The 13418-nt window shown below is 73.7% G+C and carries 11 protein-coding genes; 6 read left to right on the forward strand and 5 right to left on the reverse strand.

The features are described from left to right. A partial coding sequence (locus G567_RS28135; RefSeq protein ID WP_154667141.1) for a helix-turn-helix domain-containing protein occupies positions 1 to 299 on the reverse strand: 299 nt, incomplete at its 3' end. 112 nt (positions 300 to 411) lie between these two features. Here G567_RS28135 and G567_RS28140 point away from each other — a divergent pair. The 5 genes from G567_RS28140 to G567_RS0111050 all read left to right on the forward strand — a co-directional run bounded on the left by G567_RS28140 (position 412) and on the right by G567_RS0111050 (position 7773). Next, the gene (locus tag G567_RS28140) at positions 412 to 2625 is read left to right on the forward strand and encodes a thiamine pyrophosphate-dependent enzyme (protein ID WP_051232781.1); all 2214 of its coding nucleotides are present in this window, start codon (positions 412 to 414) and stop codon (positions 2623 to 2625) included. After that, complete coding sequence (locus tag G567_RS0111035; protein WP_084796053.1) at positions 2622 to 4280, forward strand: indolepyruvate oxidoreductase subunit beta family protein; 1659 nt, start codon at positions 2622 to 2624, stop codon at positions 4278 to 4280. Before G567_RS28140 ends, G567_RS0111035 begins: the two co-directional genes overlap by 4 nt. A 182-nt stretch (positions 4281 to 4462) precedes the next feature. Continuing rightward, a complete protein-coding gene (locus G567_RS0111040; RefSeq protein WP_028930039.1) occupies positions 4463 to 5251 on the forward strand; it encodes a cyclase family protein in 789 nt (262 codons plus the stop codon). Then, entirely contained in the window at positions 5248 to 6873 is a 1626-nt protein-coding gene (locus G567_RS28145) for a phytoene desaturase family protein (RefSeq protein WP_037056822.1), read from the forward strand. The genes G567_RS0111040 and G567_RS28145 overlap by 4 nt, the downstream gene beginning before the upstream one ends. Positions 6874 to 6909: 36 nt before the next feature. Next, complete coding sequence (locus G567_RS0111050) at positions 6910 to 7773, forward strand: PaaX family transcriptional regulator (protein ID WP_307724120.1); 864 nt, start codon at positions 6910 to 6912, stop codon at positions 7771 to 7773. A gap of 37 nt (positions 7774 to 7810) precedes the next feature. Here G567_RS0111050 and G567_RS36630 read toward each other — a convergent pair whose 3' ends face one another. The 4 genes from G567_RS36630 to G567_RS0111070 all read right to left on the reverse strand — a co-directional run bounded on the left by G567_RS36630 (position 7811) and on the right by G567_RS0111070 (position 12191). Continuing rightward, on the reverse strand, positions 7811 to 8548 hold the full coding sequence (locus G567_RS36630; RefSeq protein WP_028930041.1) for an AMP-binding protein: 738 nt from the start codon (positions 8546 to 8548) through the stop codon (positions 7811 to 7813). Between the two features lie 97 nt (positions 8549 to 8645). Next, positions 8646 to 8774, reverse strand: coding sequence for a hypothetical protein (locus G567_RS36635; protein WP_261763816.1), 129 nt, complete (start codon positions 8772 to 8774; stop codon positions 8646 to 8648). Positions 8775 to 8910: 136 nt separating this feature from the next. After that, positions 8911 to 9930 (reverse strand): carbon-nitrogen hydrolase family protein, encoded by a 1020-nt coding sequence (locus G567_RS0111065; protein WP_028930042.1) that lies wholly within the window; start codon positions 9928 to 9930, stop codon positions 8911 to 8913. Between the two features lie 5 nt (positions 9931 to 9935). Then, on the reverse strand, positions 9936 to 12191 hold the full coding sequence (locus G567_RS0111070) for an oxidoreductase (protein ID WP_028930043.1): 2256 nt from the start codon (positions 12189 to 12191) through the stop codon (positions 9936 to 9938). Positions 12192 to 12295: 104 nt separating this feature from the next. Between G567_RS0111070 and G567_RS0111075 the strand changes: the two genes are divergently transcribed. After that, entirely contained in the window at positions 12296 to 13417 is a 1122-nt protein-coding gene (locus G567_RS0111075) for a cupin domain-containing protein (RefSeq protein WP_028930044.1), read from the forward strand. The last annotated feature ends 1 nt before the right edge of the window (position 13418 follow it).

A 13418-nucleotide genomic window follows, 5' to 3' on the forward strand; every position in this document is an offset into this window, starting at 1 on the left:
ACGACCGCTTCGACCTGCTCGTCGGTGACCGTGCGCGGAGCACCGGGCCGCGGCTCGTCGGACAGGCCGTCCAGGCGCGCCTCCACGAAGCGGCGCCGCCACTTGCCCACCGTCTGCGGCCACACCCCGAGATCGGCGGCCACGTCCTGATTGGACCCACCGTCCGCGCAGGCCAACACGATGCGCGATCGCAGCGCCAGCGCCTGCGACGACTTCGCCCGCCGCGACCAGCGCACCAGAGTCGCCCGTTCGTCGTCGGTCAAGGTCACCGCGGCCACCGGCCGTCCCGTGCGTGCCACGACGCCCATACTAGACATCATCAACGAATTTCAGGCGCAAGACACTAGCGTCGCAACGCAGTCGGGCAGCGCCGCCGCGCCCGAGAACGTCCGAGTACCGCTGGGAGCATGCATGGCCGAACGGTCGTTTGCCGCTGAGGTCGGAAAGCTGCGGCACGGGGCAGGCACGACGCTGCACGTGGAGGGGATCCTCGCGGTCACGAAGGCGTTGCTGCAGTCCGGCGTCGCCTACGTGGGCGGCTATCAGGGCGCGCCGATCTCGCACCTGATGGACGTGCTCGGCGACGCCCGCGAGATCCTCGACGAGCTCGGGGTCTACTTCGAGAACAGCGCCTCGGAGGCCACCGCCGCCGCGATGCTGGCCGCCTCGGTGCACCAGCCGCTGCGCGGGGCGGTGACCTGGAAGTCGCCGGTGGGCACCAACGTCGCCTCCGACGCGCTGGCGAACCTGTCCAGCGGCGGGGTCACCGGCGGCGCGCTGGTCATCCTCGGGGAGGACTACGGCGAGGGCTCGTCCATCATGCAGGAGCGCTCGCACGCGTTCGCGATGAAGTCGCAGATGTGGCTGCTGGACCCGCGCCCGAACCTGACCGCGATCGTCGAGGCCGTCCAGGCCGGCTTCGAGCTGTCCGAGGCGAGCAACACCCCGGTGTTTTTGGAGCTGCGGCTGCGCTCGTGTCACCTGCACGGCTCGTTCGTGGCCACCGACAACCGGCGCCCGCCGCTGACCGTGGCCGAGGCCGCCGCACGGCCGGTGCGCGACGTGGACCGGATCGTGCTGCCGCCGGCCTCGTTCCGGCACGAGCGGGAGAAGCTGCAGCACCGCTGGCCGGCCGCGGTCCGGTTCATCACCGAACGTGGGCTCAACGAGGTGTTCGGTAACGGGCGGGCCGACGTCGGGATCATCGTGCAGGGCGGCCTGTACAACACGCTCAACCGCTCGCTGGAGCTGCTGGGCTGCTCGGACCCGTTCGGCCGCACCCGGGTCCCGCTGTATGTCATGAACGTGACCTACCCCGTGGTCGACTCCGAGATCCTCGAGTTTTGCCGGGACAAGCGCGCGGTCCTGATGGTCGAGGAGGGCCAGCCCGACTACCTCGAGCAGAACCTCAACGCCATCCTGCGCCGCGCGGACATGCCCACCGCCCTGCACGGCAAGGACATGCTCCCCGCCGGGGGGGGGGAGTACACCTCCCAGGCCGTCACCCGGGGTCTGCACACCTTCCTGCGCCGGTATCTGCCCGACGCGGTCACCGGCGAGCCCGCGCTGCTGCGCGACACCGACGACACCCACAGCCCGTTCGCCACGGCGGTGGAGCCGGGCGTGGTGCGGCCGCGCCCGCCCGGGCTGTGCACCGGCTGCCCGGAGCGGCCGATCTTCAGCGGTCTGAAGCTGGCCGAGCGGCAGACCGGCCGCCACCACGTCAGCGCCGACATCGGCTGCCACCTGTTCGCGATCAACGCCCCGTTCGACCTGGGGGCGACGACGATGGGCTACGGGCTCGGCTCCGCCGGTGCGGCCGCGTTGAGCTCGCCGGATTCGCAGCGGCGCACGATCGCGGTCATGGGGGACGGCGGGTTCTGGCACAACGGCCTGACCAGCGGGGTCGGCAACGCGGTGTTCAACCGCAGCGACCAGCTGCTGGTCGTGGTGGACAACGACTATGCCGCCGCCACCGGTGGCCAGGACGTCCCGTCCTCGCGCGCGGCGAGCCCGACGCGGTCGACCCGGCATCCCATCGAGACCGCGGTCCGCGGGGTCGGCGTCGAGTGGGCGCGCACCATCGACGACACCTGCGACGTCGCGGGAGTCCGGGACGCCTTCGTGCAGGCGCTGACCGACGAGGCGACCGGCCCGAAGGTGCTGGTGATGCAGAGCGAGTGCCAGCTCAACCGGCAGCGCCGGGTCAACCCCGAGCGGGCCAAGGCGATCAAGGAGGGCAAGCGGGTGGTCCGCGAGCGGTTCGGGGTCGATCCCGAGACCTGCACCGGGGACCACGCCTGCATCCGCATCTCCGGTTGCCCGTCGTTGACGATCACCGACAACCCCGATCCGATGCGCACCGATCCCATCGCGACCGTGACCGACAGCTGCGTGGGCTGCGGCGTTTGCGGGGCCAACGCGCATGCCGCCGTGCTGTGCCCGTCGTTCTACCGCACCGACGTCGTGCACAACCCCACCCGCCGCGACCGGTTCCTGGCGAAGGCCCGGTCCTGGTGGATCGGGGTCGCTGGCCGCGGCCTCGAGCGCCGCGCCGCACGCTTCGAGCCCCCAGGGGCTCAGACCGCAGGAGTCGAGCCCGCCCGCGTCGAGGTGGCCGCATGACTCGCTCGCTGACCGGCTCCGCCTCGGCCGGGCCGTCCTGGTACTCCGGGCGGCGCCCGCTGACCCTGGCGATCCTCGCGATGGGCGGGGAGGGCGGCGGCGTGCTCGCCGACTGGGTCGTGGCGCTCGCCGAGCGCGCGGGCCACCGCGCCCAGAGCACCTCGGTCGCGGGGGTGGCCCAGCGCACCGGGGCGACCGTCTACTACGTGGAGCTGTTCCCGCCCGCCGGACCCGACGACGGCCCGGCCGGCGGGCCCGCCGACCAGGGCCGGCCCGAACCTGTGCTGAGCCTGTTCCCCACCCCGGGTGAGGTGGACGTGGTCATCGCCTCCGAGCTGATGGAGGCCGGCCGGGCGGTCCAGCGCGGGTTCGCCACCCCGGACCGGACCACGCTGATCGCCTCCACCCACCGCGTCTACGCCATCGACGAGAAGATGGCCCCGGGCGACGGCCGGACCGATTCCGCGGCGCTGCTCGACGGGGCGCGACGCGGTTCGCGGCGGCTGGTCGCGGCGGACTTCGCGGACATCGCCGCGCAGGCGCGCAGCGTGATCAGCGCGGCGCTGTTCGGCGCGCTGGCCGGGGCCGGGGTGCTCCCGTTCGATCGGGAGCGGTTCGAGGCGCAGATCCGCGCGTTCGGCAAGGCCGTGGAGCCGTCGCTGCGCGCCTTCGCCGGCGGGTATGCGGCCGCCGCCGAACAGCCACCCCCGACGCCGCGCAACTCCCAGCAGGCGGTGGTGGACATCGCGATCGGGCCGCGGCCGCGCACCGCCGAGGAACGCAAGGCCGAACAGGAGGCGCGCCGCAGCCGGATCGCCGCCGCCGACCCCGCGGCGCTGGTGGGTCCGGCGCTGCGCCCGCTCGCCCGGCGGGTGGGCGAGCTGCCCGGCGCGGCCCGCTCCATGGCCCTGTACGGGCTGGTGCGCACCGCGCTCTACCAGGACCTCGGCTACGCCGAGCGGTACCTGCAGCGGGTCGCGCGGATCGCCGGGCGCGATCCCGACCCCGACGGCACCGCGGCCCTGACCACGGAGGCGGCCCGGCATGTCGGGCTGTGGATGTGCTACCAGGACACCATCCAGGTGGCCCACCAGAAGGTCCGGGCGGCGCGGATGGCCCGCATCCGGACCGAGGCGGGTGCCGAACCCGACCAGCTCGTCGCGGTCCGGGAGTTCCTGCACCCACAGATCGACGAGATCACCGACACCCTGCCGACCCGGCTGGGCGCCGCCCTGCGCCGCTCGCGGCCGTTCCAGCGGCTCGTGCGCGCCGCCACCGGCCAGGGCATGATCCTCAACACCAGCTCGATCGTCGGCTACTCGCTGCTGACGACGATGGCCCGCGCGCGGCCGCTGCGGCCCCGCTCGCTGCGGTTCGGGCGCGAGCAGGCCGCGATCGAGCAGTGGCTGGATGTGGCGGCCGCCGCCGAGCCCGACCTGGCCTGCGAGATCCTGCGCTGCCAGGGTGTGTTGAAGGGCTACGGCGCCACCTACGCGCACGGCAACGACAGCTTTGCCGCGTTGCTGCGGGCCGCGCGGGCGCTGGCCGGCACCCCGGGCGCGGCCGCAACGCTGGCCGGGCTGCGCGCGGCGGCGCTGGCCGACGAGGACGGCGCCACCCTGCGCGCCCGGCTGGCGGAGGCGGGCCTGGGCTGACTGTGAGGATGGTCAAGCCGGCCCGGTGATGGTGGGCTGGTGGTGACAGCAGCGGGTGTGACCCGTGGTCTGACTGGCGTGATGCCCTTGAGCGGACTTGTCCGCCTGCTGTTGTCGGCACCGGCCCGGCCCCGCCCCGGCCGGGATCCGATTCCCGACCCACGAACCCTCAAGGAGCCACCATGACCGTCCCCCGCACCTCCGTGCTCGGCGCCGTGCTGGACGCGGCCCGCTCCGGCGCGGTCGAGGTCATTGACCTGACCACGCCCCTGCAGGCCTCCACGCCGATCCTGCAGCTGCCCGAGCCGTTCGCGAACACCAGCCGGTTCCGGCTGGAGCAGCTGTCCCGCTTCGACGACCGCGGTCCGGGCTGGTACTGGAACGACATCCACACCGGCGAGCACACCGGCACGCACCTCGACGCGCCGGTCCACTGGATCACCGGCCGCGACGGCCTGGACGTGTCGCAGGCGCCGATGAGCACGCTGGTCTCCGCCGCGGCGGTGATCGACATGACCGCGGAGGCCGAGAAGGACCCCGACTTCGTGCTGGAGGTCGAGCACCTCCGTACCTGGGAGGCCGAGCACGGGCCGCTGCCCGCCGGCGGCTGGCTGCTCTACCGCACCGGATGGGACGCCCGCGGCGGTGACCCCACCGCGTTCGCCAACGCCGACGCCAACGGGCCGCACACCCCGGGGATCTCCCCCGAGTGCGCCCGGTGGCTGGCCGAACAGTCCCCGCTGACCGGGCTCGGGGTCGAGACCGTGGGCATCGACGCGGGCGCCGCGATGGGCTTCGAACCGCCCTTCCCCTGCCACCACTTCCTGCTGGGCGCCGGCAAGTGGGGCCTGACCAGCCTGCGCAACGTCGGCCTGCTGCCGCCCACCGGCGCCCTGCTCATCGTCTGCCCGCTGCCCATCGTCTCGGGCTCGGGCAGCCCCACCCGGGTGCTCGCGCTGGTCGAGCGGTGACCGGCCCGGCCGCGGACACCGTCGACGCGGTCGTCGTCGGCGCCGGGATCAACGGGATGGCCGCCGCCGCACGGCTGGCGAAGGCCGGATGGTCGGTCGCGCTGGTCGAGGCGCACGAGCGGATCGGCGGGTTCATCGACTCCGCGGAGCGCACGACACCCGGATACGTGCACGACACCTGGTCCTCGTGGCACCCGCTGTTCGTCACCGGCCCCGCCTACGCCGAGTTCGGGCCCGACCTGCACCGCCACGGCCTGGAGTACGCCAACTCCGACGGCCTGTTGACGGCCACGGTGTCGCGCGACGGCACCGTGACCCTCGCGCACCGCGACGTCGAGGCGACCGTCGCGGGTTTCGCCGAACCCGCCGACCGCGACGCCTACCGCGCCGCGCTGGCCCGGTTCGGCGCGCACGCCGCCCAGATCGGGGGCCTGCTGGGCGCCGAGCTGCGGTCGCGCGACGTGCTCGCGCCGCTGTGGGGCCTGGCCCGCACCGGCGGCCGCGCCGGGCTGGAGACCTACGCCCGCGACGTCGCCACGTCCGGGCGGGCCTGGCTGCGCGCGCATTTCCGCGGGCCGGAGGTGGACCGCTTGTGGGCGCCGTGGCTGCTGCACGCCGGGCTCGCGCCCGACAGCGCCTCCGGGGGACTGATGGTGCCGATCTTCGCCGCGACGTTGCACGCCGCGGGGCTGCCTGTGGTCGTGGGCGGCGCGGGGAACTTCGTCGGGGCCTGGGAGCGGCTGCTGGATGAGCTGGGCGTGCGGGTGAACACCGGTCGACGGGTCGAGCGGATCACGCTGCGCGACGGCGCGGCCGCCGGGGTGGCGGGGGAGGGCTGGAGCCTCGCCGCCGAGCGGGCGGTGCTGGCGTCGGTCACCCCGCCCGCCCTGTACGGGGAGCTGCTCCCGCCCGCGGCCGCTCCGGCGCCGGTGCGCGACGAGGCGGCGCGCTTCCGGCCGGGCCGGGCGGCGATGCAGGTGCACGTGGCGCTGTCCGGGCCGGTGCCATGGCGCGATCCCGCGCTGGCCGCGGTGCCGCTGATCCACGTGTCCGACGGGTCGGCTTCCACCGCGATCGCCTGCGCCGAGGCCGAGGCCGGGCTGCTCCCGCGGTCGCCCACCGTCGTCGTCGGCCAGCAGCACGTGCTCGATCCCTCCCGCGTCCCCCCGGGGGCGGCGGCGCTGTGGCTGCAGCTGCAGGAGGTGCCGTTCGCGCCCGTCGGCGACGCCGCCGGAGAGCTCGACACCTCCCGCGGCTGGGACGCCGCGTTGGCCACGGGCTACGCCGAGCGCGTGCTCGACAGAGTCGCCGCGCACGCGCCGGGCCTGCGCGAGCTCGTCGTGGGCCTGGACGTGATCACTCCGCGCGAGCTGGCCGAGTACAACCCCAACGCGCTCGCCGGGGACCCGTACGGCGGCTCGGCCGAGCTGGACCAGAACTTCCTGTGGCGCCCGCTGGCGGCCTCGCCCGGTCACGCGACGCCGGTGCCGCGGTTGTGGCACATCGGCGCGTCCACCCACCCCGGCCCGGGGCTGGGCGGTGCGTCCGGACACCTGGTCGCGGGCCGGTTGCTCGCACCCGCCCGCGGCGAGCGGCTGCGCCGGGTGCTGTCACGGCGCTGACCTCGCCCCAGAATGTGGACGCCCTAGAGTGAGGACGTGATCGCCGACGAGGACCAGGACGGGCCGGGCGCCGCCGCGCAGCCCGGCCGGCTGATCCTCACCGTCTACGGCCTCTACGCCCGCCGTCACGACGGCTGGCTGCCCATCGCCGGCGTCGTCCGGCTGCTGGGCGAGATCGGGGCGAACGTGCAGGCCGCGCGGTCGGCCACCCATCGGCTCAAGCGGCGCGGCCTGCTCATCGCGCAGCGCCGGGGCGAGGCGGCGGGGTATGTCCTCTCGGACGCCGCGCGCGGCATCCTCGCCGAGGGCGACGTGCGCATCTTCGGCCATCGTCGCGCCGAGGTCGACGAGGGCTGGCTGCTCGTCGTGTTCTCCGTGCCCGACGCCGAGCGGGCGAAGCGCTACCAGCTGCGCTCGACGCTGACCCGGCTGGGTTTCGGCACGGTGTCACCGGGCACGTGGATCGCACCCCGGCATCTGGAGCCGGCCGCGCGGAGGACGCTGGACCGCCTCGGGCTGACGGCCTTCACCCAGATGTTCGCCGGCCGGCACGTCGCCGGCGGCGACCCCGTGAAGCTCGTGCGCGCCTGGTGGGACCTGGAGGGTCTGCAGCGGCTCTACGCGGAGTTCCTCGACCGCTTCGGCCCCGTCGCGCGGCGCTGGGCGACCGAACCCGGGACCGAGGCGCGCGCCTTCACCGACTACGTGGAGATGCTCACCGCGTGGCGCCGACTGCCCTACGCCGACCCCGGGCTGCCGCTGGAGCTGCTGCCGGCGGGCTGGAACGGGCAGCGTGCCGAGCAGCTGTTCGCGGATCTGTCCGACCGGCTGGCCGAGCCGGCGGCCCGCTACGCCGACGCGGTGCTCGGTCCCGCGGCCGGCGTCCCGGCCGTGGATTGACCGCGATCAGATGCCACGGCGTCCGCCGGCGCGCCCGTCAGTCCCGACCGGCCGCGACGATGGCGTCGGCGAGCCGCTCCGGGGCGGTGAACATCACCTCGTGGCTTCCCGGCAGCTGCACGAGCCGGTACAGCCCGAGCCGACTCGACATCCGCGGGTGCGGGCCCCACTCACCGGGCGGCAACGCGGTGTCCTCGGTGGCGTTGATGTAGCTCTTGGGCAGTTCGAGGGCATAGAAGCGGGACAGGTCCAGCTTGTCCGCGAACGGCACCGGCAGCACCCATACCCGGTCCGATCCGTAGGCCAGCGCGAACACCGCCAGCTCGGCCCCGCCGCCCTCCTCGTGCCGGACGTGGAAGCCCCGTGGCTCGCGCGGGCGAAACAGCTCGTGCGGGCAGTAGGAGCGCGCGACCTGCTCGCACGCCGCGTCGACGTCGGCGGTGTCCACCCGGACGGTCATGTTCCAGCCGTGTCGCACGTACTCGGTCTGGCGCGGGTCGTCGAGATAGCGGCAGCCGGTCGGCCCGCATACGGCGAGCAGGCCTGGCGTGCCGTCGGGGACTTCGCAACCGTCGAGGTCGAGCACGACGGCGTGGAATCCTGGTACCACCCGCCCGGTCGCCCCGGGCCGGGCGTCGGTGTCGGCGGCGGAGATGAACACGTGCAGCATCTCGGTGCCGCCGATGCCGTCGATGAGGGCGTGCCCGACGACGTCGCGGTATTGCTCGGCAACCGACGCGGGCAGGGCCTCGCCCGCCGATACGGCCCGCCGCACGCCGCGCAGCGCGCGTCCAGCACGGCCCCGTAGGACACGACCGGCAGCCCGGGGGCAGCTCGTCGAGGAGGTGCTCGTCGCACAGCGCGACGGTGGGTCAGGCCTGATCGGCGATCTTGTCGAGTTCGTGGCGGCGCAGCAGCGGCATGGTCGCGACCGCGCCGGCCTTGAAGACGGCGAGCCAGCAGGCGGCGAGCCACGGCGTGTTGGGCCCGCGCAGTAGCACAGCGCCGTGGCGGCGTTGAGCCGGTCCGGATACCGCAGCTCGGGCAGCTCGAACACCAGCTGCGGCCACTGGTCGGCCGGGGGCAGGCGGTCGCGGCAGAACGTGTCGACGTGGGCACTGGGGGACAGGTCCGTGCTCAGCTCCGCGGCTCGGGCTCGGCGGGCTCCCCGGCCGGCGCCGGGAGTTCGGCATCGCGCCCGGTCACGACCAGCGGGGTGCGCGGCGTGGCGTCCAGGTGCAGGGAGAACACGTCGAAGCGGTTGTAGTGGCCGATGATGTCGTGCATCTGCTTGGGCTGGATGCAGCGTGCGAGGTCGATCTCGGCGTAGACGATCCCCTCGTCGTCCACCAGCGGCTCGACCACCGGGCGCCCGTCGGGGCCGAAGATCCCCGACAGCGCGTTGCGCGGGCGGGCGAGCTGGGTGCGCACCGCCGCGTCGTCGCCGGCCACCGCGTCGACGATCTCCGGTGACACCACCGAGGTGGACACCACCGAGAACACCTTGCCCTCGAACGCGTGCGCGGCGGTGCGGATGGCGATGGCGTCGGCCATGTCGTAGTCCTCCGGCGCGACCGGCAGCGCGATATAGGCCGCGACGTGCACCTGCTCGCCCTGCGCGAGCAGGGCGAACCGGGCGAGGGTGTTGGTGTTCTCCCCGCAGGCCAGCACGCCGAGCCGGCCCAGCTCGGTGTCGTGCACGCGCAGCGAGCTGCCGTCACCACCGGTCCAGGTGAGCTTCTCCGCCCAGGTCGGCACGAGCTTGCGGTGCACGCCCAGCAGCTCGCCGGACGAGGAGATCGTCAGCATGGTGTTGTAGAGCACGCCCATGCTGTGCGCGCCGCGTTCGTTCACCCCGATCACCACGGTGACCCCGTGCCGGCGGGCCGCGGCGCGCAGCGCCTCGACCTCCGGCCCGGGCACGTCGACCGCGCTGCGGTAGAGCCGCTCGAACCACGGCGAGCCGGCGACCGGGTTCATCGTCCAGTTCCAGTACGGGTAGCCGGGCACGAAGGCCTCGGGGAACGCCACCAGCGCCGCCCCGTGCCCGGCGGCCTCGGCGATGAGGTCGGTGGCCTTCGCGACGGTCTTGGCCGCGTCGAGGTAGGCGGGCGCGGCCTGCACGGCCGCGGCGGTGAAGCGGGGCAGATCGAGCATGATGGTCAGGCCTTTCCGCTGGTGACGAGGGTGGGGCGCCAGCGCCGGTGCACCGGCGCGGATTGCGGGATGGTCAGCGACAGCCGCGGCGGGACGCGGCGCCCGCTCGGTGGGGGAGCGCTGCCCGCGCGCAGGTGCTCGGGCCACTCCGCCCCCGGGCCCTCCCAGCCGGCGGCGGCCGCGGCGTGCAGCGTCCAGGCCGGGTTGTGCAGCATCGCCCGGCCGACCGCGACGAGGTCGGCGCGCCCGGCGAGCACGATCGAGGTGGCGTCGTCGGCGGTGGAGATGCCGCCGACCGCGATGGTCGCAATACCGGCGTCGTGGCGGATCCGCTCCGCGAACGGGGTCTGGTAGCTGCGTCCGTAGGCCGGTTCGGCCTCGGCGACGACCTCGCCGCTGGACACGTCGATCGCGTCGGCGCCGGCCGCGGCCAGCGCGCGGGCGATCTGCACCGCATCGGAGATCGTGTTGCCGCCCGGGGCCCAGTCGACCGCGGAGATGCGCACCAGCAGCGGCCCCTCCCACACCGCGCGCACGGCGTCGAGCACGCGTAGTGGGAACCGCAGCCGGTGGGTGAGGTCGCCAGGGTTGGTCAGCGGAGACAGATAGGTCGAGAGCAGGTGCCCGTGCCCGGCGTGCAGCTCCAGCACGTCGAACGCGGCGTCGGCGGCGCGGCGGGCGGCCGCGACGAACGCGGCGGCGATCGCGTCCTCGTCGGGGGCGGCCGGCGCGGGATCACCGGCGCGATAGGGCACCGGCGTCGGTGCGACCGGGACGAGCCCGCGGCGGCCGGCGTGGGTCAGCTGCACCCCGACCAGCGCGCCGGTCACGGTGTGGATGCGGTCGGTGATCGTCCGCCAGGCCGCGACGTGCGCGTCGGTGTAGAGGCCGCTGCTGCCCGCGTCGGCGCGGCCGTTGGCGCCGACCGCCGTCATCCCGGTGAGCACGAGCCCGGCTCCGCCCTGTGCGGCGCTCGACAGCCAGAGCATCTCCGCGTCGCCGGGCACGCCGTCGCGGGCCGAATGCGTCGCGACGGGGGCGGCGACCACGCGGTTGCGCAGCGTCGTGCCGCCGAGGCGCAGCGGGTGGAACAGCGGGGGCACCCCGTCGCTGAACCACCGGCGGACGCTCGCGGCGTACTCCGGGTCGCGCACCGCCAGGTTGTCGTGGGTGACCCGGCGGCTGCGGGTGAGCAGGCTGAACGTGAACTGCTCCGAGGCCTGCCCGGTGACGTGGTCGACGGTCTCGAACCACTCGAGGCTGGCCTGCGCGGCGCGCTGGGTGCTCTCCACCACCGGGCGGCGCTCGGCCTCGTAGGCCGCCAGCGCCGCGGGGACGTCCGGGTGCTCGTTGAGGTTGGCGGCCAGCGCCAGCGCGTCCTCCATCGCGAGCTTGGTGCCTGAGCCGATGGAGAAGTGCGCCGTGTGCGCGGCGTCGCCGAGCAGCACGAGGTTGCCGTCGTGCCAGCGGCGGTTGCGGACGGTGGTGAACCGGATCCACTTGGAGTTGTTGGCGATCAGCGCGGCGCCGCCGAGGTCCTGGCGGAAGATCTCGGCCAGTCGCGCGGTGCTCGCCTCGTCGCTGACGCCGGGTGGGAGCGTCTCCGCGTCGACGGCGTCGAAGCCCAGGCCCCGCCAGGTCGCCTCGGCCGCCTCGACGATGAATGTGCTGCGCTCGTCGGAGAACGGGTAGGCGTGCACCACCAGCGCCCCGTGCGGGGCCTCGCTGACCAGGAAGGTGAAGGCGTCGAACACCTTGTCGGTGCCCAGCCACATGTAGCGCGCGTGCCGCACATCCAGGTCGGGGCCGAAGACGTCGGCGTGCTCGGCCCGGATCGCCGACCGGGCGCCGTCGGCGGCGACCACCAGGTCGAACTGCGCGCGCAGCGACGCCACCGGCGGCGCGGTCGTCCGGAAGCGCAGGTCCACGCCCCCCTCGGCGCACCGCGCGGCCAGCAGCTCCAGCAGCACCGCCCGGTTGATCGCGGCGAACCCGTGCCCACCGGAGGTGATGGTCCGGCCGCGGTGGCGCACGTCGATGTCGGTCCAGCGGGCGAACCGGCGGGATACCCGTGCGAACAGGACCGGATCGGCCTGCTCGATGCCCTCGAGCGTCTCGTCGGAGAAGACGACGCCGAAGCCGAAGGTGTCGTCGACCGCGTTGCGCTCGTACACCACGACCTCGTGGGCCGGGTCGAGCTGGCGGGCAAGTGCGGCGAGGTAGAGGCCCCCCGGCCCCCCGCCCACGACGGCGATCCGCATGATTCCTCATCTCTTACGCAAGTTGAATATTCGCAACTGTAGTGTCTGTTGCGATGATAGAAAAGACGCTATGTTGGGGGGGTGACCTGAGACGAGGAGGCGACGTGACCATCCGAGGAGACCTGAGCGACGACGTCCTGGGGCGTGCGCGCGTCCGCGACACCGCGGAGCTCGAGGCGTACTACCGGCGCCTGGAGGCGTTGGAGACCGGTGCGCTGTGGACGATCGCGAACAAGATCGAACCCTGGTATCCGCAGCCGCAGTCGCGGCCCATGCACTGGCGGTACCGGGATCTGCGCCCGCTGGTGCTGGAGGCACTCGGGCTGGTCAACGGCGACGACGCCGGTCGGCGGGTCGTCGCCCTCTACAACCCGGACCGGCGCGACATCGGCGCCGCCTGCGGGCTGCTCTACACCGGCCTGCAGGTCATGGCGCCCGGCGAGTCGATGACCGCGCACCGCCACCAGGCCGCCGCGCTGCGGTTCGTCCTGGAGGGCAGCGGCGCCTGGACCATCGTCGACGGGCAGAAGCTCAAGGTCGGCCCGCGCGACTTCGCGATCACCCCGAACGGGGCCTGGCACGAACACGGCAACGAGGGCGTCGAGTCCGAGGGACCGGTGATCTGGCAGGACGGGCTGGACATCCCGCTGGTCAACGCCCTGGACGCGCCGTTCTACGAGGTCCATCCGGACGTCTACCAGAAGCAGCAGGGGGTGGTGAACTCCTCGCTGCTCACCTACGGGGCCGGGCAGCTGCGCCCGTTCGGCGACACCTGGAGCAAGAACCACTCGCCGCTGCTGGCCTACCCGTGGGAGCCCACCTACGAGGCGCTGTGCAACGCCGCGAAGGCGACCGACGGGTCGCCCTACGACGGCATCATCATGGAGTACTCCAACCCGCTCACCGGCGGTTCGGTGATGCCGACGATGAGTGCGCACATGCAGCTGCTGCGCCCGGGCGAGCGCACCCTCGCGCACCGCCAGGTCGGCTCGCAGATCTACACCGCGGCCAAGGGCACCGGCTACTCGATCATCAACGGGACCCGGTTCGACTGGTCCGAGGGCGACATCTTCGCCGTCCCGTCCTGGGCGTGGCACGAGCACGCCAACGCGAGCACCTCGGGCGACGCCTGCCTGTTCTCGTTCACCGACTTCCCTGTCATGCACTCGCTCGGTTTCTACCGGGAAGAGGCCTACCCCGACAACGACGGCCACCAGGCCGGCTGAG

Origin of the sequence: Pseudonocardia asaccharolytica DSM 44247 = NBRC 16224, from assembly GCF_000423625.1 — a bacterium.
Taxonomy (GTDB): Bacteria; Actinomycetota; Actinomycetes; order Mycobacteriales; family Pseudonocardiaceae; genus Pseudonocardia; species Pseudonocardia asaccharolytica.